Source organism: Streptomyces alkaliterrae (assembly GCF_007097205.2).
Classification (GTDB): Bacteria; Actinomycetota; Actinomycetes; order Streptomycetales; family Streptomycetaceae; genus Streptomyces; species Streptomyces alkaliterrae.
Genome location: NZ_VJYK02000002.1, coordinates 25,563 through 50,935 on the forward strand (window position 1 = coordinate 25,563; position 25,373 = coordinate 50,935).

The 25,373-nt window shown below is 72.1% G+C and carries 26 protein-coding genes; 6 read left to right on the forward strand and 20 right to left on the reverse strand.

Annotated features, from left to right (window positions below):
* Positions 1-10: 10 nt before the first annotated feature.
* From FNX44_RS00425 to FNX44_RS00435, 3 genes are read right to left on the reverse strand one after another with little or no spacing between them, the layout of a single operon-like run.
* On the reverse strand, positions 11-901 hold the full coding sequence (locus FNX44_RS00425) for a metal ABC transporter permease (protein ID WP_143645789.1): 891 nt from the start codon (positions 899-901) through the stop codon (positions 11-13).
* Positions 898-1,671 (reverse strand): metal ABC transporter ATP-binding protein, encoded by a 774-nt coding sequence (locus tag FNX44_RS00430; protein WP_323368981.1) that lies wholly within the window; start codon positions 1,669-1,671, stop codon positions 898-900. Before FNX44_RS00430 ends, FNX44_RS00425 begins: the two co-directional genes overlap by 4 nt.
* Positions 1,672-1,721: 50 nt before the next feature.
* Positions 1,722-2,852, reverse strand: coding sequence for a metal ABC transporter substrate-binding protein (locus FNX44_RS00435; RefSeq protein WP_407699107.1), 1,131 nt, complete (start codon positions 2,850-2,852; stop codon positions 1,722-1,724).
* A 161-nt stretch (positions 2,853-3,013) separates the two neighbouring features.
* On the opposite strand from FNX44_RS00435, the gene FNX44_RS00440 reads away from it, so the two are divergent.
* The gene (locus FNX44_RS00440) at positions 3,014-4,396 is read left to right on the forward strand and encodes a glycine--tRNA ligase (protein ID WP_143645793.1); all 1,383 of its coding nucleotides are present in this window, start codon (positions 3,014-3,016) and stop codon (positions 4,394-4,396) included.
* Positions 4,397-4,506: 110 nt separating this feature from the next.
* On the opposite strand, the gene FNX44_RS00445 is transcribed toward FNX44_RS00440, so the two are convergent.
* The 3 genes from FNX44_RS00445 to FNX44_RS00455 all read right to left on the reverse strand — a co-directional run bounded on the left by FNX44_RS00445 (position 4,507) and on the right by FNX44_RS00455 (position 6,539).
* On the reverse strand, positions 4,507-5,343 hold the full coding sequence (locus FNX44_RS00445; protein WP_143645795.1) for an isoprenyl transferase: 837 nt from the start codon (positions 5,341-5,343) through the stop codon (positions 4,507-4,509).
* Between the two features lie 86 nt (positions 5,344-5,429).
* Positions 5,430-6,179 carry a DNA repair protein RecO gene (gene recO, locus FNX44_RS00450; RefSeq protein ID WP_143645797.1) on the reverse strand — a complete coding sequence of 250 codons (750 nt, stop codon included), beginning with the start codon at positions 6,177-6,179 and terminating at the stop codon, positions 5,430-5,432.
* A 96-nt stretch (positions 6,180-6,275) separates the two neighbouring features.
* Entirely contained in the window at positions 6,276-6,539 is a 264-nt protein-coding gene (locus FNX44_RS00455; protein ID WP_143645798.1) for a protealysin inhibitor emfourin, read from the reverse strand.
* Positions 6,540-6,827: 288 nt separating this feature from the next.
* Here FNX44_RS00455 and leuA point away from each other — a divergent pair, with 288 nt between their 5' ends.
* Both leuA and FNX44_RS00465 read left to right on the forward strand, forming a co-directional pair.
* Positions 6,828-8,600: a 2-isopropylmalate synthase gene (gene leuA / locus FNX44_RS00460; protein ID WP_143645800.1), complete on the forward strand. Its 1,773-nt coding sequence runs from the start codon at positions 6,828-6,830 to the stop codon at positions 8,598-8,600.
* 191 nt (positions 8,601-8,791) lie between these two features.
* Entirely contained in the window at positions 8,792-9,445 is a 654-nt protein-coding gene (locus FNX44_RS00465) for a TerB family tellurite resistance protein (protein WP_323368982.1), read from the forward strand.
* Positions 9,446-9,515: 70 nt separating this feature from the next.
* Here the strand turns inward: FNX44_RS00465 and era are convergent, their stop codons facing one another.
* From era to FNX44_RS00505, 8 genes are all read right to left on the reverse strand, one after another.
* The gene (era, locus tag FNX44_RS00470; RefSeq protein ID WP_143645802.1) at positions 9,516-10,454 is read right to left on the reverse strand and encodes a GTPase Era; all 939 of its coding nucleotides are present in this window, start codon (positions 10,452-10,454) and stop codon (positions 9,516-9,518) included.
* Complete coding sequence (locus FNX44_RS00475; RefSeq protein ID WP_143645804.1) at positions 10,451-10,891, reverse strand: hypothetical protein; 441 nt, start codon at positions 10,889-10,891, stop codon at positions 10,451-10,453. The genes era and FNX44_RS00475 overlap by 4 nt, the downstream gene beginning before the upstream one ends.
* A 55-nt stretch (positions 10,892-10,946) precedes the next feature.
* Positions 10,947-11,312 carry a cytidine deaminase-like protein gene (locus FNX44_RS00480; RefSeq protein WP_143645806.1) on the reverse strand — a complete coding sequence of 122 codons (366 nt, stop codon included), beginning with the start codon at positions 11,310-11,312 and terminating at the stop codon, positions 10,947-10,949.
* Positions 11,293-12,201 (reverse strand): hypothetical protein, encoded by a 909-nt coding sequence (locus tag FNX44_RS00485; protein WP_143645808.1) that lies wholly within the window; start codon positions 12,199-12,201, stop codon positions 11,293-11,295. The genes FNX44_RS00480 and FNX44_RS00485 overlap by 20 nt, the downstream gene beginning before the upstream one ends.
* Positions 12,202-12,361: 160 nt before the next feature.
* On the reverse strand, positions 12,362-13,678 hold the full coding sequence (locus FNX44_RS00490) for a hemolysin family protein (protein WP_143645810.1): 1,317 nt from the start codon (positions 13,676-13,678) through the stop codon (positions 12,362-12,364).
* Positions 13,675-14,172, reverse strand: coding sequence for an rRNA maturation RNase YbeY (gene ybeY / locus FNX44_RS00495; protein ID WP_143645812.1), 498 nt, complete (start codon positions 14,170-14,172; stop codon positions 13,675-13,677). Before ybeY ends, FNX44_RS00490 begins: the two co-directional genes overlap by 4 nt.
* 12 nt (positions 14,173-14,184) lie before the next feature.
* A complete protein-coding gene (locus tag FNX44_RS00500; protein ID WP_143645814.1) occupies positions 14,185-15,243 on the reverse strand; it encodes a PhoH family protein in 1,059 nt (352 codons plus the stop codon).
* A 114-nt stretch (positions 15,244-15,357) separates the two neighbouring features.
* On the reverse strand, positions 15,358-16,449 hold the full coding sequence (locus tag FNX44_RS00505; protein WP_143645816.1) for a carbohydrate kinase family protein: 1,092 nt from the start codon (positions 16,447-16,449) through the stop codon (positions 15,358-15,360).
* 36 nt (positions 16,450-16,485) lie between these two features.
* Here FNX44_RS00505 and FNX44_RS00510 point away from each other — a divergent pair, with 36 nt between their 5' ends.
* Positions 16,486-17,838 carry a 6-phospho-beta-glucosidase gene (locus FNX44_RS00510; protein ID WP_143645818.1) on the forward strand — a complete coding sequence of 451 codons (1,353 nt, stop codon included), beginning with the start codon at positions 16,486-16,488 and terminating at the stop codon, positions 17,836-17,838.
* Between the two features lie 45 nt (positions 17,839-17,883).
* On the opposite strand, the gene FNX44_RS00515 is transcribed toward FNX44_RS00510, so the two are convergent.
* The 6 genes from FNX44_RS00515 to hrcA all read right to left on the reverse strand — a co-directional run bounded on the left by FNX44_RS00515 (position 17,884) and on the right by hrcA (position 23,433).
* A complete protein-coding gene (locus FNX44_RS00515; RefSeq protein ID WP_143645820.1) occupies positions 17,884-18,786 on the reverse strand; it encodes a ribonuclease Z in 903 nt (300 codons plus the stop codon).
* A 52-nt stretch (positions 18,787-18,838) separates the two neighbouring features.
* Positions 18,839-19,192, reverse strand: coding sequence for an HIT domain-containing protein (locus tag FNX44_RS00520; protein WP_143645823.1), 354 nt, complete (start codon positions 19,190-19,192; stop codon positions 18,839-18,841).
* 91 nt (positions 19,193-19,283) lie between these two features.
* Positions 19,284-20,021: a 16S rRNA (uracil(1498)-N(3))-methyltransferase gene (locus FNX44_RS00525; RefSeq protein WP_143645825.1), complete on the reverse strand. Its 738-nt coding sequence runs from the start codon at positions 20,019-20,021 to the stop codon at positions 19,284-19,286.
* Positions 20,018-21,178: a nitronate monooxygenase gene (locus FNX44_RS00530; protein WP_143645827.1), complete on the reverse strand. Its 1,161-nt coding sequence runs from the start codon at positions 21,176-21,178 to the stop codon at positions 20,018-20,020. Before FNX44_RS00530 ends, FNX44_RS00525 begins: the two co-directional genes overlap by 4 nt.
* Positions 21,179-21,285: 107 nt before the next feature.
* Complete coding sequence (dnaJ, locus tag FNX44_RS00535; RefSeq protein ID WP_143645829.1) at positions 21,286-22,416, reverse strand: molecular chaperone DnaJ; 1,131 nt, start codon at positions 22,414-22,416, stop codon at positions 21,286-21,288.
* Entirely contained in the window at positions 22,417-23,433 is a 1,017-nt protein-coding gene (gene hrcA, locus FNX44_RS00540) for a heat-inducible transcriptional repressor HrcA (protein ID WP_143645831.1), read from the reverse strand.
* Positions 23,434-23,655: 222 nt separating this feature from the next.
* Between hrcA and FNX44_RS00545 the strand changes: the two genes are divergently transcribed.
* Entirely contained in the window at positions 23,656-24,387 is a 732-nt protein-coding gene (locus tag FNX44_RS00545; protein WP_143645833.1) for an MBL fold metallo-hydrolase, read from the forward strand.
* Positions 24,388-24,437: 50 nt separating this feature from the next.
* On the forward strand, positions 24,438-25,313 hold the full coding sequence (locus tag FNX44_RS00550) for a DUF3097 domain-containing protein (protein ID WP_143645835.1): 876 nt from the start codon (positions 24,438-24,440) through the stop codon (positions 25,311-25,313).
* The last annotated feature ends 60 nt before the right edge of the window (positions 25,314-25,373 follow it).

Here is a 25,373-nt window from a genome sequence, read left to right on the forward strand (position 1 = left end):
CGAGTCGCCGTCAGGACGGGACCGAGGCGTTCTCCTGGCGCGCCCGCGCGCCCGGATCGTCGCCGGTACGCCGCTCGGCGCGCGCGGCACGGCGTCTGGCCAGCGGCAGGGACAGCGCGGTCACCACGCCGAAGACGCCGATGGCCAGCAGCACGATGGTCGCGCCGGGCGGCACGTCGGCGTGGTAGGAGACGGTCGTACCGGCCAGTCCGACCCCGACGCCGATGCCGACGGCCAGCGCCAGAGTCGTCGCGAAGCCCTTGGCGACCTGCTGTGCCGCCGCGACGGGGATCACCATCAGCGCGCTGATCAGCAGCAGGCCCACGACGCGCATGGCGACGGTGACGGTGACCGCGGCCGTGACGGCGAGCAGCAGGTTCAGCAGCCGCACCGGCAGCCCGGTGACGCGTGCGAACTCCTCGTCCTGGCAGACGGCGAACAACTGCCGCCGCAGACCCAGGCAGACCGCGAGCACGAAGGCCGAGAGCAGCACGATCGCGGTGACGTCGGAGGGGCTGACAGTGGTCAGCGAGCCGAACAGGAAGGGCAGCAGCTTGGCCGTCGACCCGCCGGGCGCAAGGTTGATCAGCATGACGCCGCCGGCCATGCCTCCGTAGAAGAGCAGGGCGAGCGCGATGTCGCCCCTGGTCTTGCCGTACCAGCGGACGAGTTCCATCGCGACGGCGCCGGCGGCGGCGACCAGGACGGCGGACCACACGGGGTTGCCGTTCATCAGGAAGCCGACGGCGACACCCGTCATGGCGACGTGGCCGATTCCGTCGCCCATGATCGCCTGCCGGCGCTGCACCAGGTAGATGCCCACGGCCGGGGCCGCGATGCCCACCAGCAGCGCCGCCAGCAGCGCTCGCTGCATGAACGCGTAGTCCAGCATCTCGATCATGTCAGCAGCCCTGTCTCGATCTTGGGGGCCTGCGGCGCGGCGGGCTCCTGCCCGCCGACGTCCTGCGGGTGGCAGGCCAGGTCGTGCAGCCGCTCGGGGTCGTCCACGGTCTCCACTCGACCGCCGCGCAGGACGACCGTGCGGTTGATCACGGGGGCGAGCGGACCGAGTTCGTGCAGGACGAGCAGCGCGGAGCCGCCGGCGGCGGTGTGCGCGCGCAGCACGTCGGCGAGGACGCGCTGGCTGCCGACGTCCACACCGGCCAACGGCTCGTCCATGATCAGCAGATCCGGTTCGCCGGCGAGCGCGCGGGCGATCAGCACCCGCTGGTGCTGGCCGCCGGACAGCTCGTCGACGGAGTCGCCGGTCCGGTCGGCGAGGCCGACCTGCTCCAGCGCGCGCGCCACGGCGGCACGGTCGGCGCGGCCCAGCGGGCGCAGTCCGCGGCGGGCCAGTCGGCCCGAGGAGACGACCTCGGCCACCGTCGCCGGCACTCCGCCGGTGGCGGTGGAGCGCTGCGGCACGTACCCGACGCGCCGCCAGTGGCGGAACCGGCGCAGCGGGCTGCCGAACAGTTCGAGCGAGCCGGCGGTCAACGCGACCTGGCCGATCACCGCACGTACCGTGGTCGACTTGCCGGAGCCGTTCTCGCCGAGCAGCGCCACCGTCTCGCCGGGCCCGACGGTGAGGTCGACGCCGCGCAGCACGGGCCGGGCACCGAGCGAGGCGGTGGCCCCGCGCAGGGCTATGACGGGGTCCTGGACCTTCACGCCTGCCTCCTGACCGGACCGCTGTGCCGCGATCCCGTTGCCGCGCCGACTCACTTCGCGCCGAGCGCCTTCTTCAGTGCCTCGAGGTTGGAGCGCATGACCTCCAGGTAGTCCTCACCCTTGGTCTTGTCCGTGATGCCCTCGACCGGGTCGAGCACGTCCGTCCGCAGCTTCAGGTCGCCGGCGAGCGCCTTGGCGGTGCGGTCGCTGGCCAGGGTCTCGAAGAAGACCGTGTTCACCTTCTCCTTCTTAACCACCGCGGTGAGCTGGCGCATCCTGGCCGGGGTCGGCTCGGACTCGGGGTCCAGCGCGATGGCCTCCTCGTCCAGGTCGTAGCGGGCGGCGAGATAGCCGAAGGCGGCGTGGGTGGTGATGAAGGTGCGGGTCTCGGTGTTCTTCAGGCCGTCCTCGAACTCGCCGTCGAGCTGCTTGAGTTCCTTGACGAGGTCGGCGGCGTTCTTGCGGTAGTCGGCGGCGTTGTCCGGGTCGGCCTTGGCCATCGCGCCGGCGACGCCCTCGGTGATCTCGGCGTACTTGACCGGGTCGAGCCACACGTGCGGGTCAGGCCCGTCGTGGTCGTGGTCGTGGCCGTCGTCCTTGCCGCCGTCGTCGTGCTTGTCCTTGCCGCCGTCCTCGTCGTGGCCGTGGTCGTCGTCGTGGCCGTGGTCGTCGTCGGCGTGGTCGTCGTGCTTCTCGTCGGCGTGGTCGTCGTGCTTCTCGTCGGCGTGGTCGTCGTGCTTCTCGTCGGCGTGGTCGTCGTGCTTCTCGTCGCCGTGGTCGTGGGTCTCGTGGCCGCCGTGGCTGTTCGCGGCGCTCAGCTTGGTGAAGGAGGCGGCGTCGGCGACGTGCTCGACGCCCGACTGCTCGACGGCCTCGTCCACGGCCGGCTGGAAGCCCTTGAGGTAGACGACCAGGCCGGCCTCGCCGAGCCGGGCGGTCTGCTTGGCACCCAGTTCCAGGTCGTGGGGCTCCGCTCCGGGCGCGGTCAGCGTCTCGACGGCGACGTGGTCCCCGCCGACGCGCTCGGCGACGAACTGCATGGGGTAGAAGGAGGCGACGACCTTGAGCTTGCCGTCGCTGTTCGTACCGGCGCCGTTGTCACCGCAGGCGGAGAGGGAGAGGACACAGGCCGCGGTGGCGGCGGCCGCTGCGGGTATGAGAGGGCGGCGTCGAGCGTTCATGACACTCATTTTCGGCCTAGTTGGAAACGATTGTCAATCTTACCGACTGTCTACCCCGTCACGCTCCCGATCGGCCGGAAAGAGGGCGCCCACCGATTTGGTCAAGGGCCCTCGGACGCCGCTAACCTGAGGTATTCCGTCGTCGTACTGAAGAGAGCACCGTGGCCGCCGACAAGATCGACACCATCGTCAGCCTCAGCAAGCGCCGTGGCTTCGTCTACCCGTGCAGCGAGATCTACGGCGGCCAGCGCGCCGCCTGGGACTACGGCCCGCTGGGCGTGGAGCTCAAGGAGAACATCAAGCGTCAGTGGTGGCGCTCGATGGTCACCTCGCGTGAGGACGTGGTCGGTATCGACTCGTCGGTGATCCTGGCGTCCGAGGTCTGGCAGGCATCCGGCCACGTCGCCACGTTCACCGACCCGCTCACCGAGTGCACCTCCTGCCACAAGCGCTACCGCGCGGACCACCTGGAGGAGGCGTACGAGGCCAAGCACGGCCGGCTGCCGGCCGCCGGGCTGGCGGACGTCAACTGCCCGCACTGCGGCAACAAGGGCGGCTTCACCGAGCCCAAGCAGTTCTCCGGCCTGCTGTCCACGCACCTCGGCCCGACCCAGGACTCCGGTTCGGTCGCCTACCTGCGCCCCGAGACGGCCCAGGGCATCTTCACCAACTTCGCCGCCGTGCAGCAGACTTCGCGCAAGAAGCCGCCGTTCGGCATCGCGCAGATGGGCAAGTCCTTCCGGAACGAGATCACTCCGGGCAACTTCATCTTCCGGACCCGTGAGTTCGAGCAGATGGAGATGGAGTTCTTCGTCAAGCCCGGCGAGGACGAGCAGTGGCACGAGTACTGGATGGAGCAGCGCTGGAACTGGTACCGCGACCTCGGCATCCAGGAGTCGAACATCCGCTGGTACGAGCACCCCAAGGAGAAGCTCTCCCACTACTCCAAGCGCACCGCCGACATCGAGTACCGCTTCTCCTTCGGCGGCAGCGAGTGGGGTGAGCTGGAGGGCGTCGCGAACCGGACGGACTACGACCTCTCCTCGCACTCCAAGGCCTCGGGCCACGACCTGTCGTACTTCGACCAGGAGGCCGGCGAGCGCTGGACGCCGTACGTCATCGAGCCGGCGGCGGGTGTCGGCCGCGCGATGCTCGCCTTCCTGCTGGACGCCTACGTCGAGGACGAGGCGCCCAACGCCAAGGGCAAGATGGAGAAGCGCACCGTGATGCGGCTCGACCCGCGTCTGTCGCCGGTCAAGGTCGCGGTGCTCCCGCTGTCCCGCAACGAGAAGCTGTCGCCGAAGGCCCGGGGCCTGGCCCAGGCGCTGCGCCAGCACTGGAACATCGAGTTCGACGACGCCGGCGCGATCGGCCGCCGATACCGGCGCCAGGACGAGATCGGCACGCCGTTCTGCGTCACCGTCGACTTCGACACCCTCGACGACAACGCGGTGACCGTGCGTGAGCGCGACACCATGAAGCAGGAGCGCGTCTCGCTCGACCAGATCGAGTCCTACCTGGCCGGCCGCCTGATCGGCTGCTGAGCCGGGGCACCCGCGCAAAAGGGCCGGTTTCCGCTTCCTCCGAAGCGGAAACCGGCCCGCTTTTTCCCGTGTTTCCCGTGTTTCCCGTGTTTCCCGTGTCTCCGCGTGCGTCAGCCGCGCGCGGTGGGCATGGAGACCTCGTTGGGGATCGCGCCACCGAAGCGGCGGTCCCGGGAGGCGTACTCGACGCAGGCCCGCCACAGGTCGCGGCGGTCGAAGTCCGGCCACAGCACCTCCTGGAAGACCATCTCCGCGTAGGCGCTCTGCCACAGCAGGTAGTTGGAGGTGCGCTGCTCGCCGGAGGGCCGGACGAAGAGGTCGACGTCCGGCATGTCCCGGTAGTAGAGGTAGCGGGCGAAGGTCTTCTCGTTGACCTTGCCCGGGTCCAGCCGTCCGGCGCGGACGTCCTCGGCGAGCGCGGCCGCCGCGTCCGCGATCTCCGCGCGGCCGCCGTAGTTGACGCAGAAGTACAGCGTCATGGCCGTGTTGTCCTTGGTGAGTTCCTGCGCGACCTGGAGTTCCTTCACCACCGACTTCCACAGCCGGGGCATCCGGCCCACCCAGCGGATGCGGATGCCCATCGCGTGCATCTGGTCGCGGCGGCGCCGGATGACGTCCCGGTTGAAGTTCATCAGGAAGCGGACCTCGTCCGGGGAGCGCTTCCAGTTCTCCGTGGAGAAAGCGTAGAGGCTGAGGTTTCTCACCCCCAGCTCGAGGCAGCCCTGGAGCACGTCGAGAACCACGGCCTCGCCCATCTTGTGGCCTTCGGTGCGCGGCAGACCGCGTTCCTTCGCCCAGCGCCCGTTGCCGTCCATCACGATCGCCACGTGGTCCGGCACCAGCTCGGCGGGGAGCTGCGGCGGACGGGCGCCCGAGGGGTGCGGTTCGGGGGCGCGGTAACCGGCGGACGCACCGTGCCGCTGCTGCGGCGTTCCGCGACGGGCCATGCGGTTCATCAACTCCAGGCGTAACGAGGGGGAACGAGGGACCCCCACGGAGGAACGGGTGAGGCCAGAGAGCCGAGACTAACCGGTCAGTCCTTCTCGACGTACCGCAGGGAGCGCAGGCCCCGCTCCAGGTGCCAGTGCAGATAGGCCGACACCAGTCCGCTGCCCTCCCGGGTGTGCCGTGGTTCGGCGGCGTCGGCCGTCGTCCAGTCGCCGGTCAGCAGCGCGGCGAGCAGCCGCAATGCCTCAGGGGAGGGCACCACGCTGCCCGGCACCCGGCAGTCGCCGCAGACGCAGCCGCCGGCGGCGACGGAGAAGAACCGGTTGGGGCCGGGCAGGCCGCAGCGGGCGCAGTCGTCGAAGCTGGGGGCGTAACCGCCGACCGAGAGCGACCGCAGCAGGAAGGCGTCCAGGACGAGCCCCGGCGCGTGCGCCCCGGAGGCCAGCGTCCGCAGCGCGCCCACCAGCAGCAGGTACTGCTGCACGTTGGGTTCGCCCTCGTGGTCGGTGAAGCGTTCCGCGGTCTCCAGCATGGCGGTGCCGGCGGTGTACCGCGCGTAGTCGCCGACGATGCCCCGGCCGTAGGGGTTGATCGTCTCGGTCTGCGTGCACAGCGGCAGACTCCGTCCCACCAGCTCGCTGCCCCGGGCGAAGAACTGCACGTCGACGTGGGAGAACGGTTCCAGCCTGGCGCCGAACTTGGACTTCGTGCGTCGCACGCCCCGCGCCACCGCGCGCACCCGGCCGTGCCCGCGGGTGAGGAGGGTGATGATGCGGTCCGCCTCACCCAGCTTCTGGGTGCGCAGCACGATGCCGTCGTCGCGGAACAGGCTCATGGAGCCATTCTCGCAGCGGAGGATGCGGGGCCGGCACTCCGGGCTTCGCCGTCCTCCCGGGTCCGGCCCCGACGTCCGTGGCGCCGCGAAAGCGGGTCAGGCCTCCTCCCGGCCCTCCTTGAGCACCCGGGTGATGACCGTGCTCTGCGCGTCGGTCAGGCGGGGGTCAGCGCAGTACACGGCCTTCCCGTCGACGGTGATCTCGTAGTTGAACCCGTCGGGGACACCGACGGGAGGCACCTCCCTGCCCTCGTCGACCGCCTCACGGACGAGCGCGATCAGCTTGTCGTCGTCTGTCTCCAGCGTGGCCCGCTTGGGAGCCCCGCCGAAGCCACCGGTACGGATGACTGAAATGCGCATAATGTAGGTGTTCCCCCATCTCGGATGTCCATCCCCCGGACGCCCGAACAGCGGGGAGGAAAACGCCGGGAAGAACCGTCGGATGGTCGTACCGTTTCTCGCATACTGATACGGGGCGTTCATCCCTCGGCCGGCTCGGCTAGGCTGCCGGCATCATGCGTTACGGGCTGCTTCTTCTTAGCTGCCGCGGCGAGGGCCTGTAGTCGAGGCCGACCCCCTCCCCGCGGAGTTCGGTGCTGCCACCGTCGGCCGTCCGTCACAGCCTCCGCGACAGGAGCCACAGCGCCCATGACCGCCGCACCTTCCCACGGCCCCGTCGGCCGCCGCACCCCCATCACGGCCGCCACCGTCACGCAGCGCCCGTCCGGGATGCCGATCCACCGCTACGGCCGCTACGAGACCGTCGACATCCCGGACCGGACCTGGCCCGAGAAGCGCATCACCAAGGCCCCCCGTTGGCTCTCCACCGACCTGCGGGACGGCAACCAGGCCCTGATCGACCCCATGTCGCCCGCGCGCAAGCGCAGGATGTTCGACCTGCTGGTCGGCATGGGCTACAAGGAGATCGAGGTCGGCTTCCCCTCCTCCGGCCAGACCGACTTCGACTTCGTACGGTCGATCATCGAAGAGGACGCCATCCCCGAGGACGTGACGATCTCGGTGCTGACGCAGGCCCGCGAGGAGCTGATCGCCCGCACCGTGGAGTCGCTGGTCGGCGCCCACCGCGCGACCGTCCACCTGTACAACGCGACCGCGCCCACCTTCCGCCGGGTGGTCTTCCGGGGCAGCCGGGACGAGGTCCGCCAGATCGCCGTGGACGGCACCCGCATGGTCGTCGACTACGCCGAGAAGCTGCTCGACGACCGCACCACCTTCGGCTACCAGTACAGCCCGGAGATCTTCACCGACACCGAGCTGGACTTCGCGCTGGAGGTCTGCGAGAGCGTCATGGACGTCTGGCAGCCGGAGGACGGCCGCGAGATCATCCTGAACCTGCCGGCCACCGTGGAGCGGTCCACACCCTCCACCCACGCCGACCGCTTCGAGTGGATGTCCCGCAACCTGAGCCGCCGCGAGCACATCTGCCTCTCCGCCCACCCGCACAACGACCGGGGTACCGCCGTCGCCGCCGCCGAACTGGCCGTGATGGCCGGCGCGGACCGCGTCGAGGGCTGCCTGTTCGGCCAGGGCGAGCGCACCGGCAACGTCGACCTGGTGACGCTGGGCATGAACCTGTTCTCCCAGGGCGTCGACCCGCAGATCGACTTCTCGCGGATCGACGAAGTGCGCCGCACCGCCGAGTACTGCAACCAGATGGAGATCCACCCCCGGCACCCCTACGCCGGCGACCTGGTCTACACCGCCTTCTCAGGCTCCCACCAGGACGCCATCAAGAAGGGCTTCGAGGCGCTGGAGGCCGAGGCCGCCGCCCAGGGCCGCCCGGTGGAGGACGTCACCTGGGCCGTGCCGTACCTGCCCATCGACCCCAAGGACGTCGGCCGCTCCTACGAGGCCGTCATCCGCGTCAACTCGCAGTCCGGCAAGGGCGGAGTCGCCTACGTGCTCAAGAGCGAGCACAAGCTGGACCTGCCGCGCCGGATGCAGATCGAGTTCTCCCGGATCATCCAGGAGAAGACCGACAGCGAGGGCGGCGAGGTCACCCCGGCGCAGATCTGGTCGGTCTTCCGGGACGAGTACCTGCCCAACCCGGAGAACCCCTGGGGCCGTATCGCCCTGCGCTCCGCCCAGGCGGAGACCACCAGCGAGGGCCACGACAACCTGACCGTCGAGGCCGTCGTGGACGGCGAGGAGACCGTGCTCAGCGGCAGCGGCAACGGTCCGATCTCCGCCTTCTTCGACGCCCTGGCCGGCAACGGCATCGACGTACGGCTGCTGGACTACGTCGAGCACACGCTGAGCGAGGGCGCCAGCGCCCAGGCCGCCTCCTACATCGAGTGCGCCATCGACGGCAAGGTGCTGTGGGGCGTGGGCATCGACGCGAACACCACCCGCGCCTCCATCAAGGCCGTGGTCTCCGCCGTCAACCGCGCGACCAGGTAGCACCCCGCCGACCGCGCGTACGGGTCCGGCGCGCAGTCGGCGTACACCGGTTCGACAGCACCGGTCAAGGGGCCGGTCCCGGCCATCCGCCGGGACCGGCCCGGTATTTGTCCGGTACGAGGTGCTGACGAGGACTCACACATGTGGCTAACATCACGTGGGCAGCGTTGCCGGGGTTTCGGAGGTGTGGCGTGGGCTGGGTGCGCTTGGCGGGTGTCCGTACGGCGTGGACCACGGTCGAGGACGGCGACTTCTTCTGCCCCGGATGCGGTGGCGACCGCAACTACGAACGCCGCGTCGGACGCCGTCGGCTGACCGTACTCGGCCTGCCGGTGGCGACCCGCGGCGAGGTCGAAGCGGTGGTGGTGTGCAGCTCGTGCGACCGCCACCACGGCCCGGAGGTGCTGGACCAACCGACGACCACCCGGCTCGCCTCGATGCTCAGGGACGCCGTGCACACCGTCGCGCTCGCCGTGCTCGCCGCGGGCGGCGCACGCTCCCGCACCGCCCGGCTGGCCGCCGTCGGCAGCATGCGCGCCGCCGGCTTCACCGCCTGCGACGAGGAGCAGCTGCTGACCCTGCTGGTCGCGCTCAGCGCCGACCAGGCCACCACCGGCGCCGACCTCACCGACGAACCGGAGCTGCGCCAGGCCCTGGAACCGCTCAGCGCCCACCTCGCCCCCGCCGGGCGGGAGGCCCTGCTCCTCCAGGGCGCGCGGATCGCGCTCGCCGACGGGCCCTACGAGGAGGAGGAGCTGGCGGCACTCAGCACGCTCGGCCGGGCCCTGCGCATCCCCGTGGCGGACGTCGACCAACTGCTGGCCGCCGCCCCCGAACGCAGCTGAGCGCGCGGCCTGACCGAGCGCGGGAGCGGCTGAAGCGCCGGGCTGCCTGAGCGCGCGGCCTGGCGCTCCCTCAGAAGCCGAGCTTGCGGAGCTGCTTCGGGTCGCGCTGCCAGTCCTTGGCCACCTTCACGTGCAGGTCGAGGAAGACCGGCGTGCCCAGCAGCGCCTCGATGTGCTTGCGCGAGCGGGTACCGACCTCCTTCAGCCGCCGGCCCTTGGGGCCGATGATGATGCCCTTCTGGCTGGGCCGCTCGATGTAGAGGTTGGCGTGCACGTCCAACAGCGGACGGTCCGCCGGCCGCCCCTCGCGCGGCAGCATCTCCTCGACCACCACGGCGATCGAGTGCGGCAGCTCGTCCCGCACGCCCTCCAGCGCCGCCTCCCTGATCAGCTCCGCGACCATGACCTGCTCGGGCTCGTCGGTCAGGTCACCGTCCGGGTACAGCGGCGGCGACTCCGGCAGGTACGGCACCAGCAGGTCGGCGAGCAGGCCCACCTGCTGCCCGCTGACCGCCGACACCGGCACGATCTCGGCCCACTCGATGCCCGCCTCACGGCCGAGCCGGTCGACGGCGAGCAGCTGCTCGGCGAGCGTCTTGGAGTCCACCAGGTCCGTCTTGGTGACCACGGCCACCTTCGGCGTCCGCTTCTTCACCTTGGCCAGCTCGGTGGCGATGAAGCGGTCGCCGGGGCCGGTCTTCTGGTCGGCGGGCAGACAGAAGCCGATGACGTCGACCTCCGCCCAGGTGGTGCGGACCACGTCGTTCAGCCGCTCCCCCAGCAGGGTGCGCGGCTTGTGGAGGCCCGGGGTGTCCACCAGGACCAACTGCGCGTCCGGCCGGTGCACGATGCCGCGCACCGTGTGCCGGGTGGTCTGCGGCCGGTTCGAGGTGATGGCGACCTTCGTGCCCACGAGTGCGTTGGTGAGGGTGGACTTTCCGGCGTTCGGCCGGCCGACGAAGCAGGCGAAGCCGGCGCGATGCGGGGCGGCGGGGGAAGGAGCGCTCATGCGCTCATTCTCTCCGATGTTCGGGGCCGCTTTCCCTCCGGTGTTCCGGACCGCTCCGACTGCCGGCCCGCGACCAGGCCCGCGGCGGCGAGCGCGGCCGCCGCCGCGAACACCACACCGGCGGTCAGCAGCAGCCAGTCGGTGCCCCGCCCCTGGACCCAGTCCAGAACCAGCCGGGACCACACCACGACGCCCGCCAGCAGCATGCCGACCCGGGTGGCCGTGCCCAGGCGGTCCGCCGTGCGGGGCCGCCGCCGGCCCTCCGCGAGCTTCCGCAGGCCCTCCGGCAGCACGATGAGGGCAAACGCGGCGGAGGCCGTGGCGAACCCCTCCCCCCGCAGCAGGTCGACCACCACGGTGAACAGCAGGAACACACCGGCGGCGGTCATCGCCCAGCCCAGCCGCTCCGGCGTGAGCAGGTCCTTGGACCTCGACACGGGAATCTCCCCCTCTTCCGCTCTTTCCGGTCTTCCGGTCTTCCGGTCTTCCGGTTCAGCCCGCGGTGACGGTCTCGCGCAGTCGGCCGTCCGGGCCGGCCAGCAGCACGGGCGTCGCGGGGCCGCCGAGGTCGCGCACCGCGGACAGGTCCTCCGCCGGTACCGCCACCACATCGGAGACCACCGCGGCGGCCTCCAGCGACGTCGCCCCGGACGCGACGGCCATGGCCACCGCCGTCTGGAGCGCGCTGAGCCGCAGGGACGGCAGCGCCACCGTGCCCGCCACGTACGTCCGACCCGTCTCGTCGCGGACGGCCGCGCCCTCGGGCACCGCGTTGCGGGCCCGGGCGCTGCGCGCCAGCGTGACGATCTTCTGGTCTTCCGGATCCATGACCTGCGCTTCACTCATGGGTGCGAGCATACGGGTCGATCTTCAGCTGGGTGACGTCCGGGAAGCTGCCGGTGGGCCGGGGCGTACGGTTGTCCACGACCGCCCGCAGCTTCTCCACCGCGCGGTGCGCCAGCGGCAGCAGGGCGCTGCGCTCCGCGGCGCCGTCCCCGTCCCGCACCTCCTCCTCGTCGGGGCCCACGCCGCCGTCCTCGGGGCCCTCGCGCTCGTCCCGCTCCTCTCCGTCTCGCTCCTCCTGGTCCGCGGTGCCGTCGACGCCGGCCTGGGCCAGGTGCACCGCGGCGCCACCGACGCGGACGAAGACCACGTCGGCGAGGACGGTGACCTGGTCGTCCCCCGGTCCGCCGCGTACGAAGCGCAGCGCGACGCTGCCGTCGCCGAGTTTCGGCAGCGGCAGGTCCTCGGCGGTGTAGGAGACGTCGGCGCGGTCCTCCTCCGGGCCCTCGACGATCTTGAAGACCCCGCAGCCGGCGGCGGCCTTCCGGAAGTTCTCCAGCGCCCGCCTGGCCTCGCCGGCCGACCGGTAGCCGACGGTGCGGGTGGTGACAAACGGGCCGGCCTCCGTGCGGGCGAAGCGGCCGTCGGCCCGCACCTTGGCGGGTGGGTCGAACAGCGCGCGGCACGGCTGCTCGTCGGGGTTCGGCACGCCGATGCCGCGTTCCTCGGCCGCGCGCTTGCTGTCCGCCGCCCAGCCCGTGGGCAGGTCGTTCAGGTCGAGCAGCGCGAGCTTGAGCCGATCCTCGGCGAGCCGGCCGGTGTGGGTCGGCGAGTCGACGACGTGGCGCGGCTCCGTCCCGGCGGTCGGCGGGCCGACCCGGGTGCCGCACGCCGAGGCCGTCAGGCCGAGAACGCCGAGAACGAGTCCGGTGGCGAGGAGCGCGGACCTCGGGGTGGTGTCCATGCGTCCATGGCGCCACCGGGGCGGCCCGACGGCGACCGCCGCTCGGCCGCTCGGGTGAACGCACCGGCCGATACCACCGGTGGCGTCACCGGACACTGACCGACCGTGACCGACCGCCGGTCGCAGCCACGGCCGACTACTCCACGGGCCTGCTCGGCCGCTACTCGACGGGCTCGGCGGGCGGGCCGACGCGCTCGACGAGCACCCGGTCGATGCGCCGTCGGCGGCCGGCGGTGCTCTCCGCGGTGAGGCGTAGCTCGACGGTGAGCCGGTCGTCGCGGGAGCCGTCCTGCCGCTCGGTCAGCGGGACGACCACCGACGTGCCGGCGATGGGCACCCGGCCCAGGTGCTTGGCGAGCAGCCCGCCGACGGTCTCCACGTCCTCGTCGTCGTAGTCGTCGAGGCCGTAGAGCTGGCCGAGGTCGCCGAGGTCGAGCCGGGCGGTGACGCGGTAGCGGTCCTCGTCGAGCTGTTCGACGGGAGGCAGTTCGCGGTCGTACTCGTCGGTGATCTCGCCGACGATCTCCTCCAGGATGTCCTCGATGGTGACGATGCCGGCCGTGCCGCCGTACTCGTCGACCGCGACCGCCACGTGGATGTGGTCGCGCTGCATCTCCCGCAGCAGGTCTCCGGCGTTCTTGGTGTCGGGGACGAAGGTGGCCGGGCGCATCGCGGACGTCACCGGCTCGTTCTCCGCCTCCCGGTTGACGTGGACCTTGCGGGCCAGGTCCTTGAGGTAGACGACGCCCACCACGTCGTCCTCGTTCTCGCCGGTCACCGGGATGCGGGAGAAGCCGGAGCGCAGTGCGAGGGTGAGCGCGTGGCGGACCGTGCGGTAGCGCTCGATGGTGACGACGTCCGTGCGCGGCACCATGACCTCCCGCACGAGCGTGTCACCCAGCTCGAAGACGGAGTGCACCATGCGGCGCTCCTCGTCCTCGATGAGGGACTGCGACTCGGCCATGTCCACCATCGCGCGCAGGTCCCGTTCGGAGGCGAACGGCCCCCTGGCGAAGCCACGCCCGGGGGTGAGGGCGTTGCCCAGCAGGATGAGCAGCTGGGGCAGCGGACCGAGCACCCGGGCGAGCGGTACCAGTACGGCTGCGGCCGCCCTGGCCGTGCCCTCCGAGTGCTGGATGCCGATCGTGCGCGGGGAGACGCCGACCGCGACGAAGGACACCAGGACCATCACGGCCACCGCGACCGCCAACGCCTGCCAGGGCTCGTCGAACGCCCGCAGACAGGCGTAGGTGACCAGCACCCCGGCCGCCATCTCGGCGGCGATGCGCAGCAGCAGCGCCAGGTTGAGGTAGCGGACCGGGTCGGCGGCCACCACGGCGAACCTGTCGGCGCGGTGGCCGACGGCCGCCTCCTCGGTGCGGAAGCTGGTGGCCCGGGCGAGCCCGGCCTCCGCGCACGCCGCCAGCCAGGCCACCACGGTCAGCAGCAGCGCGAAGGCCAGCAGCTGTGCCGTCATGTCGTGGTGGGGGCCGGGGAGGGGCCGGTCAGCCCGCGCTCGGCGCGCCAGCCGTCCACGATCTCCTTCTGGAGACCGAACATCTCCTTGCGCTCGGCCACCTCCTCGTGGTCGTAGCCGAGGAGGTGGAGGACGCCGTGCACGGTGAGCAGCTGCAGTTCCTCGTCCATGCTGTGCGCGGTGGGCGCCTGCTCGCCCTGCCGCCTGGCCACCTCCGGGCACAGCACGATGTCACCGAGCAGGCCCGGGGGCGGTTCCTCGTCGTCCTTCGCGGGCGGCCGCAGCTCGTCCATCGGGAACGACATGACGTCGGTCGGGCCCGGCAGGTCCATCCACTGGAGGTGCAGCTGTTCCATGGCGGCGGCGTCGACGACGATCACCGAGAGTTCGGAGAGCGGGTGGATGCGCATCCTGGTCAGGGCGTAGCGCGCGACGTCCAGGATGGCCTGCTCGTCCACTTCCTGGCCGGACTCGTTGTTGACGTCGATCGACATGGTGCGCTGTGGTTACTTTCCGTTGCGTTCGGAGCGGCCGTGCGGGCGACGGTCGCCGCGGCCGTCCTCGTGGCCGTTGACGCCGTTCCGCACGTCATAGCGCTCGTAGGCGTCGACGATGCGGCCGACCAGCTTGTGCCGGACGACGTCGGTGCTGGTCAGGCGGGCGAAATGGACGTCCTCGACCCCGTCGAGGATCTCCTGGACCTGTCGCAGCCCGCTGCGCGTGCCGCCGGGCAGGTCGACCTGGGTGACGTCACCGGTGATGACGACCTTGGACTCGAAGCCGAGGCGGGTGAGGAACATCTTCATCTGCTCGGGATTCGTGTTCTGCGCCTCGTCGAGGATGATGAACGCGTCGTTCAGCGTCCGACCGCGCATGTACGCCAGCGGCGCGACCTCGATCGTGCCCGCGGCCATCAACCGGGGGATGGAGTCGGGGTCGAGCATGTCGTGCAGCGCGTCGTAGAGCGGGCGCAGGTACGGGTCGATCTTCTCGTAGAGCGTGCCGGGGAGGAAGCCCAGCCGCTCCCCCGCCTCGACGGCCGGCCGCGTCAGGATGATGCGGTTGACCTGCTTGGACTGAAGCGCCTGCACGGCCTTGGCCATGGCGAGGTACGTCTTGCCGGTACCGGCGGGGCCGATACCGAAGACGACCGTGTGCTTGTCTATCGCGTCGACGTAGCGCTTCTGGTTGAGCGTCTTGGGCCGGATCGTACGGCCGCGGTTGGAGAGGATGTTCTGGGTGAGGACCTCGGCGGGGGTCTCCTGCTCGTCCCCCGGTGCCGCGCTCCTGAGCATCGCGATGGAACGCTCGACGGCGTCCTCCGTCATCGGCTGGCCGGTGCGGAGGACGAGCATCATCTCGTCGAACAGCCGCTGCACCAGGGCGACCTCGGCGGAGTCGCCGACGGCGCTGATCTCGTTCCCCCGGACGTGGATGTCCGTCTTCGGGAACGCCTGCTCGATGACTCGCAGCAGGGAGTCGCCCGAGCCGAGCACCGTGACCATCGGGTGCTTTGCCGGAACGGTGAAGCGGGCGCTTGCCTGGTCTGTGGATGTCTGCGTCATGGGCCGGCTCTGTGGCCTGCTGATCCCTCTCTTCAGCTGCTGTCGCCTGGTGTTACCAGAGTACGTCCTGGCCCGGACGACCCCGAGCGGTTTTCCACAGCGACCGATGCGCGGTCATACGATCGGCCCGGATGGCTGGCGGAAGCCCACCGTGGGCACCGCGCGGCGCAGCGGCGCCGGCCGCTCACCGCCGGACAGCAGCCGCCACAGGAAGCCGTAGCGGCACCGCTGGGCGTCCGCCACCGGGTCCTGGACCGGGCAGCCGTGCACCTGGCGGCACCAGTGCCCGATCTCCGCCCAGCCCGGCGCTGACAGCGAGCCGCCGAACTCCTGCACGGACAACGCCGAGGTCAGCGAGGCGAAGGCGAGCCGTTCGGCGAGCGGCCAGTCGGCCAGCGTGGCCATCAGGAAGCCCGCGGTGAAGACGTCTCCGGCGCCGGTCGGGTCGAGCGCCTCCACCAGCACTCCGGGCACCTCGGCGAACTCGCCGGTACGGCCGTCGGCCGCGCAGACGCCGTGCGGGCCCATCGTGACCACGGCCAGCGGCACGTGCCGGGTCAGCGCCCGCGCCGCCTCCCTGGGATCACGGGTGCGGGTGTACCGCATCGCCTCCTCCGCGTTGGGCAGGAACGCCTCGCAGTCGGCCAGCTCGGCGAGGTCGGCAAGCCGCCAGCGCCCGGAGTCGTCCCAGCCGACGTCCGCGAAGACCCGGGTGCCACGGGCGGCCACCCGGTTCACCCACTCCTGCGTCCGCCCCGGGACCAGAGAGGCCACGGCGGCCAGGGAACGCGGCGGATCGGCGGCGGCGGCGTCCTCGGGCGGGGCGTCGTGACCGTGGGTGACCATGGTGCGCTCGCCGTCGTACGCCATCGAGACGGTGACCGGGGAGTGCCAGCCGGGCACCTTCCGCGAGTGGGTGAGGTCCACGCCCTCGCCCTCCGCCAGCGCCTCCCAGCAGTAGGCGCCGTAGACGTCGTCCCCGAAGGCGGCGGCAAGGCTGGTGCGCAGGCCGAGGCGGGCCAGGGCCGTCGCCATGTTCGCGACCCCGCCCGGGCTCGAGCCCATGCCCCGGGCCCAGGTCTCGGTTCCCCGCCGGGGCGCCGAGTCGAGACCGGTGAAGACGATGTCGAGGAAGACCGTGCCGGTCAGGTACACATCGCAGTCCGGATCCCCGGTGGCGCGGACCGCGGCGAGCGGATCGTACATGCCCCTCAGTGTGCCGGAAGCGGTAGCGTCCGGGGCATGCGACTTGCGATCCTCGGCGGCGGCGGCTTCCGTGTGCCGCTCGTCTACGCGGCGCTGGCCGACGGCGGTCCCTTCGCGGGGCTGATCCGGGAGGTCACGCTGTACGACACCGACAAGCGGCGGCTGGACGTGATCGGGTCGGTGCTGGCAGCCATGCCGCCCGGCCCCCGGCTGGTGCCCACCACCGACCTCGACGAGGCGCTGACCGGCGCGGACTTCGTGTTCTCCGCGATACGGGTGGGCGGCACCGCGGGCCGGGTGGCCGACGAGCGGGTGCCGCTGCGCGAGGGAGTGCTCGGCCAGGAGACGGTGGGCGCGGGCGGCGTCCTGTACGCGCTCCGGACGCTGCCGGTGATGACGCAGATCGCCCGGCGGGTCCGCGAGGTCGCGCCGGACGCCCGCGTCGTCAACTTCACCAACCCCGCGGGCATGGTGACCGAGGCGATGGCGGCCGTACTCGGCGACCGGGTGGTGGGCATCTGCGACTCGCCGCTCGGCGTGGTGCGTCGGGCGGCCCGCGCCGCCGGCGTCGACCCGGACGCCGTCGACTACGACTACCTTGGGCTGAACCACCTCGGCTGGCTGCGGTCGTTGCGGATCGGCGACCGGGAGCTGCTGCCCGGACTGCTGGCCTCGCCCCGGGCGTTGGCGTCCTTCGAGGAGGGCCGGCTCTTCGGCCCCCGGCTGCTCGGCGCGCTCGGCATGCTGCCCAACGAGTACCTGCACTACTACTACTTCCGCCGGGAGACGCTGGCGGCGGCCAGGGAGGCCGAGGAGACCAGGGGCGAGTTCCTCGACCGCCAGCAGACGGAGTTCTACTCCCTGGCGGAGGAGCGTCCCGCAGAGGCGTACCGGTTGTGGCGTCAGGCACGACTGCGCCGGGAGGAGACCTACCTCGCCGAGGCCCGTTCCGCCGGCGGCGGGTGGCAGCGGGACAGCTGTGACCTCGACGGCGGCGGCTACGAGCGGGTGGCGCTGGCCCTGATGGCCGCGCTGAGCGGCGCGACCGGCCGGCAGCGGTTCGTCCTGAACGTCCGCAACAACGGCACGCTGCCCGCGCTGCCGGCCGACGCCGTGGTCGAGACGGTGTGCGAGGTGGACGGCGACGGGGTGCGGTCGGTGCCCGTCACACCGCTCGACGGGGCCGAGTTGGGGCTGGTGCTCCAGGTGAAGGCGGTGGAGCGGGCGACGATCGAGGCGGCGGCGACCGGCTCGCACAGGGCAGCGCTGCGGGCGCTCCTCCTGCATCCGCTGGTGGACTCGCCGGAGGTGGCGGCCCGGGTACTCGACGCGGCCCGCCCGGCCGTCCTCGAAGGCGCCCCGGGCACCGCCTCGGCGCGGGGCGGCTGACCGCCGCCGGACAGAACACGGCGGCGGGGCGTCACCGGCCGTCGGTCACGGGCGGCGGCGCGGCATCGGCACCCGCATGAGGTCGGCCGCGACGGTCAGTTCCCCCTCGAAGCCGGCCGCCCTGGCCTGTTCGGCGAAGACCGCGGGATCGCCGTAGCGCTGCGAGAAGTGGGTGAGCACCAGGTGCCGCACGCCGGACTCCACCGCGACCTTCGCGGCCTGCCCGGCCGTGAGGTGTCCGTGTTCCTCGGCGAGCCGCACGTCCTCGTCGAGGAACGTCGACTCGATCACCAGCATGTCGCAGCCGTCGGCGAGCGCGTAGACGCCGTCACACAGCCTGGTGTCCATGACAAAGGCGAAGCGCTGCCCCGGCCGGTGCGCGCTGACGTCCGCCAGTCGCACCCCGCGCAGTTCACCGTCCTTCAGCAGCCGGCCCACGTCCGGTCCCTTGATGCCGTGGGCGGCCAGCCGGTCGGGCAGCATCCGGCGGCTGTCCGGTTCCTGCAATCGGTAGCCGAACGCCTCCACGGGATGGGAGAGGCGGCGCGCGGTGAGCGTGAAGGCGTCGGGCCCGGGCAGTTCGCCGTCCTGGTGCACGGGCACCTCGCGCAGCGCAACCGTCTCGCGGTAGGCCGTGGCGTACCGCAGCCGGTGGAAGAAGCGGCCGCCGCTGGCCGGGTAGTAGGCGGTGACCGGGTGCGGCACCCGGTCGAGGTTGATCCGCTGGACCACTCCGGCGACGCCGAGCGAGTGGTCGCCGTGGAAGTGGGTGACGCAGATCCGGGTGAGGTCGTGCGCGGCGACTCCGGCCCGCAGCATCTGCCGCTGCGTCCCCTCGCCGGGGTCGAAGAGGACGCCCTCCCCGTCCCAGCGCAGCAGGTAGCCGTTGTGGTTCCGGTGCCGGGTGGGCACCTGGCTCGCGGTGCCGAGCACGATCAGTTCACGCATACGTCCACGTCGTTCGGGCGGTTCCGGGTGGTGGTCGGCGGTCGGCGGCCGGTCAGCCCGGGGGCCACTCCAGGCCGCGCCCGGCGAGGATGTGGGCGTGGACGTGGAACACCGTCTGGCCCGCGCCCGAGCCGGTGTTGAGCACGATCCGGTACGCCTCGGCCTTCTCCTGCGCGGCTACCTCGCCCGCCTCCCGCAGCAGGTCGGCGGCGAGCAGCGGTTCGGCGGCGGCCAGCGAGGCGGCGTTGGGGTAGTGCGCCTTGGGGATCACGAGCACGTGGGTGGGCGCCTGCGGATTGATGTCCCGGAAGGCGACGGTCGTCTCCGTCCGCCGGACGACGGTCGCCGGAACCTCACCCGCGACGATCTTGCAGAACAGGCAGTCGGCCTGCGGTTCTCCAGCCATGTGCGGATGCTACCCGCAAGATCCGACAGTTGGCCCGCCCCCGGACCGGGCGGCGGCGGCCGGTCCGGACGGCGCCTCCCGGCCCGCCGTCTCAGCCCCAGCGACCGGTGCGGCCGAGCAGCAGCGCGGTGGCCGCCGTGCCCGCGGTGGAGGTGCGCAGCACGCTCTGCCCGAGTTGGTACGGGCGCGCGCCCGCCTCGGCGAACGCGTCCAACTCGGCCGGTGCGACGCCCCCTTCCGGCCCGACGACCAGCATGATCTCGCCCTCGGTGGGGAGTTCGGCGCGGGCGAGCGGGCTGGCGCCCTCCTCGTGCAGCACCCCGGCGAAGGCCGCTTTCGCCAGCAGCGGCACCAACTGGGCCGTGGTGACCGGGTCGTGGACCTCGGGGAAACGCAGCCGACGCGACTGCTTGCCGGCCTCGCGTGCCGTGTTCCGCCACTTCGCCAGCGACTTCTCGCCGCGCGGGCCGCGCCACTGGGTGATGCAGCGGGAGGCGGCCCAGGGGATGATCGCGTCCACCCCGGTCTCGGTCATCGTCTCCACGGCCAGCTCTCCCCGGTCGCCCTTGGGCAGCGCCTGGACGACGGTGATCCGCGGGCTGGGCGGCGGCTCGTCGACCAGCTCGTCGAGGTGGACGGTGAGCCGGTCCTTGCCCTCGGTCGCCGTGACGGTGCCGGTTCCGCCGTGCCCGGCGCCGTCGGTGAGCGTGACCGCCTCGCCGACCCGCAGCCTGCGGACCGACACCGCGTGCCGACCCTCGGCGCCGTCGACCAGCACCGGGCCGGGCGCCAGCCGGTCGGGGTCGACGACGAACAGCGGCGCGGTCATGACGCTCTCCTGGCCAGCAGATCGGTACGGGCCGACTCCAACTCGTCGGCGAGCAGTGCCACCAGCTCCCCGGCAGGCATCTCCCGGGCCAGCCGGTGGCCCTGGCCGGCCCACAGCGCCATGCCCTGCGCGTCCCCGGCCTTCGCCGCCGCCTTGCGCAGACCGGCGGTCAGATGGTGCACCTGCGGATAGGCCGACGGCGCGTAGGGGCCGTGCTCCCGCATGAAGCGGTTCACCAGGCCGCGGGCGGGCCGCCCGGTGAACGCGCGGGTGAGCTCGGTGCGGGTGAACATCGGGTCGGTGAGCGCCCGTTTGTGCAGGGGGTGGGCGCCGGACTCGGGGCACGGCAGGAAGGCCGTGCCGAGTTGGGCGGCGGTCGCGCCGGCGGTGAGGGCGGCCGCGATCTGGCCGCCGCGCATCAGCCCGCCGGCGGCTATCAGCGGCACCAGCACGGCCTCCCTGACCTGGGCGATGAGCGCGAGCAGCCCGACACCGGCGCCGTCCGCGTGCGGGTCGTCGCGGTGGGTGCTCTGGTGGCCGCCGGCCTCTACGCCCTGGACGCACAGCGCGGCGGCACCGGCCCACTGCGCGGCCTGCGCCTCGGCCACCGAGGTGACCGTGACCACCGTGAACGTGCCCGCCGCGGCGAGCCGTTCGAGGACCCGGCGGGAGGGGCAGCCGAAGGCGAACGAGACGACCGGGACCGGGTCCTGGTAGAGCACGGCCAGTTTCGCCTCGTAGGCGTCGTCGATGCCCTGGTCCGGGTCGCCGAGCTCGGTGTCGTACCAGGTGGCCTCGCCGGCGAGTTGGGCCCGGTAGACGTCCACCGCCGCCGAGACGTCGCAGCCGGCCGCGGCGGGGCCGCCGTTGCCGTCCGGCTCGTGCAGCCGGGAGACGCTGTGCTGGGGGACGAAGAGGTTGACGCCGAAGGGCCGGCCGGTCAGCCCGCGCAGCCGTTTGATCTCGCCGTACATGGCCTCCGGCGTCTTGTAGCCGGCGGCCAGGAAGCCCAGTCCGCCGGCCTCGGCGACGGCGGCCGCCAGCTCCGGGGTGGAGGCGCCGCCGGCCATGGGCGCCTGGACGACGGGGTGCTCGTACAGCGCGGAGAGCGCACGGGGTCCCGGGGTCGCGGCAGGCGCCGAGGAAGCAGCGGACATGACCACATCCTGTCACGGCTTGTGCACGAATCCACCGGCGGTACCAGACCTTCCGGTCGTTACCCCGGGTAACTTGACGGCGCCCCCGAGTGACCTCGGGAGTGACCTCAGCGACCGTTGAAAGCGTCCTTCAGCCGGGAGAACAGACCCTGCTGACCGGGCTGGAACTGGCCCAGCGGCCGCTCCTCGCCCCGCAGCTTCGCCAGCCGCCGCAGCAGCTCCTCCTGCTCGGCGTCGAGCTTCGCCGGCGTCTGCACCTCCACGTGCACGATGAGGTCGCCGCGCCCGTTGCCGCGCAGATGCGTCACGCCCCGACCGTGCAGCGGAATCGACTGACCGGACTGGGTACCGGGCCGGATGTCGACCTCCTCCAGCCCGTCCAGCGTCTCCAGCGGACACTTGGTGCCGAGCGCGGCGGCCGTCATCGGGATCGTCACCGTGCAGTGCAGATCGTCGCCGCGGCGCTGGAACACCGAGTGCGGCTTCTCGTGGATCTCCACGTAGAGGTCGCCCGCGGGGCCGCCTCCGGGGCCGACCTCGCCCTCACCGGCCAGCTGGATGCGCGTGCCGTTGTCCACACCCGCCGGGATCTTCACCGTCAGCGTACGGCGCGAGCGGACCCGCCCGTCACCGGCGCACTCCGGGCACGGCGTCGGCACGACCGTGCCGAAGCCCTGGCACTGCGGGCACGGCCGGGAGGTCATGACCTGGCCGAGGAAGGAACGCGTGACCTGCGAGACCTCACCGCGGCCCCGGCACATGTCACACGTCTGGGCGGAGGTGCCGGGCGCGGCGCCCTCACCGGTGCACGTGGTGCAGACGGTGGCGGTGTCGACCTGGATCTCCTTCGTGGTGCCGAACGCGGCCTCCTCCAGCTCGATGTCGAGCCGGATCATCGCGTCCTGCCCGCGCCGGGTGCGCGAACGCGGACCGCGCTGGGCGGCGGTGCCGAAGAACGCGTCCATGATGTCGGAGAAGTTGCCGAAGCCCGCTCCGGCGCCGAACCCGGCTCCGGCGGCGCCGCCGGCCGGATCGCCGCCCAGGTCGTAGACCTGCTTCTTCTGCGGGTCGGAGAGCACCTCGTAGGCGGTGTTGATCTCCTTGAACCGCTCCTGCGTCTTCGGGTCCGGGTTGACGTCCGGGTGCAGCTCGCGCGCCAGTCGGCGGAAGGCCTTCTTGATCTCGGCCTGCGAGGCGTCCCGCTGAAGTCCCAGGATCGCGTAGTAGTCCGTCGCCACTTATGACTCCGCGAGGATCTGTCCGACGTAACGTGCCACTGCGCGTACCGCTCCCATCGTTCCCGGATAGTCCATGCGGGTCGGTCCGACCACGCCCAACTTGGCGACTGCCTCGCCGCCGGAACCGTAACCGACCGAGACCACGGAGGTGGAATTCAGACCTTCGTGAGCATTCTCATGACCGATGCGGACCGTCATGCCCGAGTCGGTCGCCTCGCCGAGGAGCTTGAGCAGGACCACCTGCTCCTCCAGCGCCTCCAGTACCGGACGGATGGTCAACGGGAAGTCGTGTCCGAAGCGGGTCAGATTGGCGGTACCGCCGATCATCAGCCGCTCCTCGGTGTCCTCGACCAGCGTCTCCAGCAGCGTCGCCAGCACGGCGGAAACCGCGCCCCGGTCGTCCAGGTCGAACGCCTCGGGCAGGTCCTGCACCAGCTGCGGCACCTCGGCGAAGCGCTGACCGACCACACGGCTGTTCAGCCGGGCGCGCAGATCGGCCACCGACGTCTCACCGATCGGCCCGGGGCAGTCGACCATTCGCTGCTCCACCCGACCGGTGTCGGTGATCAGGACGAGCATCAGCCTGGCCGGGGCCAGCGCCAGCAGCTCCACGTGCCGCACGGTCGACCGGGTCAGCGACGGGTACTGCACCACCGCCACCTGCCGGGTCAGCTGCGCCAGCAGCCGCACCGTCCGCCCCACGACGTCGTCGAGGTCGACCGAGGCCTCCAGGAAGCCCTGGATCGCCCGGCGTTCTGCCGCGCTCAGCGGTTTGACCCCGGCGAGCTTGTCGACGAACAGCCGGTAGCCCTTGTCCGTCGGTACCCGACCGGCGCTGGTGTGGGGCTGTGCGATGTAGCCCTCCTCCTCCAGCGCGGCCATGTCGTTGCGCACCGTCGCCGGGGAGACCCGCAGATTGTGCCGCTCGGTGAGCGCCTTGGACCCCACCGGCTCCTCCGTGCCGACGTAGTCCTGGACGATGGCGCGCAGTACCTCCAGCCTGCGTTCACTGAGCATTCCTGCGCACCTCCGTCCGGCCTGCGTTCAAGCCTCACGATTCTGGCACTCACCACCGCTGAGTGCCAGCCTTCCCCCAGCAAGTGTACGGCCGGGTACCACACGCCCGGCAAGGCGCCCGGCCTGTCGGAAGCGCGCGCGTGCTCGCCGGGCCGGCCTTCCACGGCGGTGTGCCGGCCGGGCCGCCGGGCGGGGGTTCGACAGGCGCGCTAGCGTCGCGTCATGGACAGCGGCAGGAACAGTGGCGGGGAAGAGAGCGGCTGGGAAGTGCTCGCACCGGGAGTGGTGCGCCGACGGATGCCCGGCTGGGACGAGACCGTCGGGGCCGTGGCCGGCACCGAGGGCCTGCTGGTCGTCGACACCGGCGCCTGCCTGCGGGAGGGCGCGGGGCTGCGGCGCGACCTGGAACGGAGGTTCGGGCGGCGCCCCACGCACGTCGCGCTCACCCACCCGCACTTCGACCACGTACTGGGCACGGCCGCCTTCGCCGGGGTGGAGGTGTACGCGGCCGTCGGCTCCGACCGGCTGCTCCGGAAGGGCGCCGAGGAACTGCGCGCCGACGCCGTCCGGCACGGCCTGACGCCCGAGGAGGCCACCGAGGCCGTGGACGTCCTCGTGGTGCCGCACCACCAGGTGAGCGGCGAGATCACCCTGCGGCTGGGCGACCGGGAGGTCCTGCTGGCGAACGTCGGCCCCGGACACACCGGCCACGACCTGGTCGTCCTCGTCCCCGGCCGCCCCCACGTGGTGTTCTGCGGCGACCTCGTCGAGGAGTCCGGCGAACCGCAGGCCGGCTCCGACGCCCACCCCGCCCGCTGGCCGGAGGCGCTGGACCGGCTGCTCGCGCTCGGCGGCCCGGACGCCCGCTACGTGCCGGGACACGGCGCGGTGGTGGACGCCGACTTCGTCCGGGCCCAACGCGAGGACCTGGCACGCCGGTTCACCACCGGCTGAGCGCCGACCGGTACCGGCCGCACAGCCGGGGCTGGCGCAGAATGTCGGGCATGCGCAGCGAACCCTTCCGCCCCTCCCGCGACTACCGACCGGACCTCACCCCGCCGTGGAAACGCGACACCCCGGCCCCCGAGGTGCCGGCCGAGGCCGGGCTGGTCGTCGAGGAGGTCGGCACCGGCTACTGCGGTGCGGTGGTGCGCTGCGAGAAAACCGCCGAGGGGCCTACCGTCACCCTGGAGGACCGCTTCGGCAAGCACCGCGTCTTCCCGCTCACCCCGCGCGGCTTCCTGCTCGAAGGGCGACCAGTCACCCTCGTCCGACCCCGCCCCGACCGGCCGGTGACCGGGCAGCGGACCACCCCCGGCGGCCGACCGCTGACCGCCTCCGGCTCCCTCGCCGTACCCGGGGCACGCGCCCGGGTGGCACGCGCCGGACGGATCTACGTCGAGGGCCGGCACGACGCCGAGCTGGTGGAGAAGGTCTGGGGCGACGACCTGCGCCTCGAGGGTGTGGTCGTGGAGTACCTGGAGGGCGTCGACGACCTTCCGGCGATCGTCCGCGAGTTCGGACCCGCACCCGACGCCCGGCTCGGGGTGCTGGTGGACCACCTCGTCCCCGGCTCCAAGGAGTCGCGGATCGCCGCACAGGTCGGCGGCGAGGACGTGCTGGTCGTCGGCCACCCGTTCGTCGACGTGTGGGAGGCCGTCAAACCGGCCGCGCTGGGCATCCCGGCCTGGCCCACCGTGCCCCGCGGTCAGGACTGGAAGACCGGCGTCTGCCGGGCGCTCGGCTGGGGGGAGAACACCGGCGCGGCCTGGCGGCGGGTGCTGGGGGCGGTCTCCAGCTACCGGGACCTGCGGCCCGAGCTGCTGGGCGCGGTGGAACGACTGATCGACCACGTCACGGTCGGGCCAGGAGCGCCGTGACCCCGCCCGGCGGACGCGCGGACGGGCCCGTCCGGCAGCGGGACGAGCGGGCCGCACCGC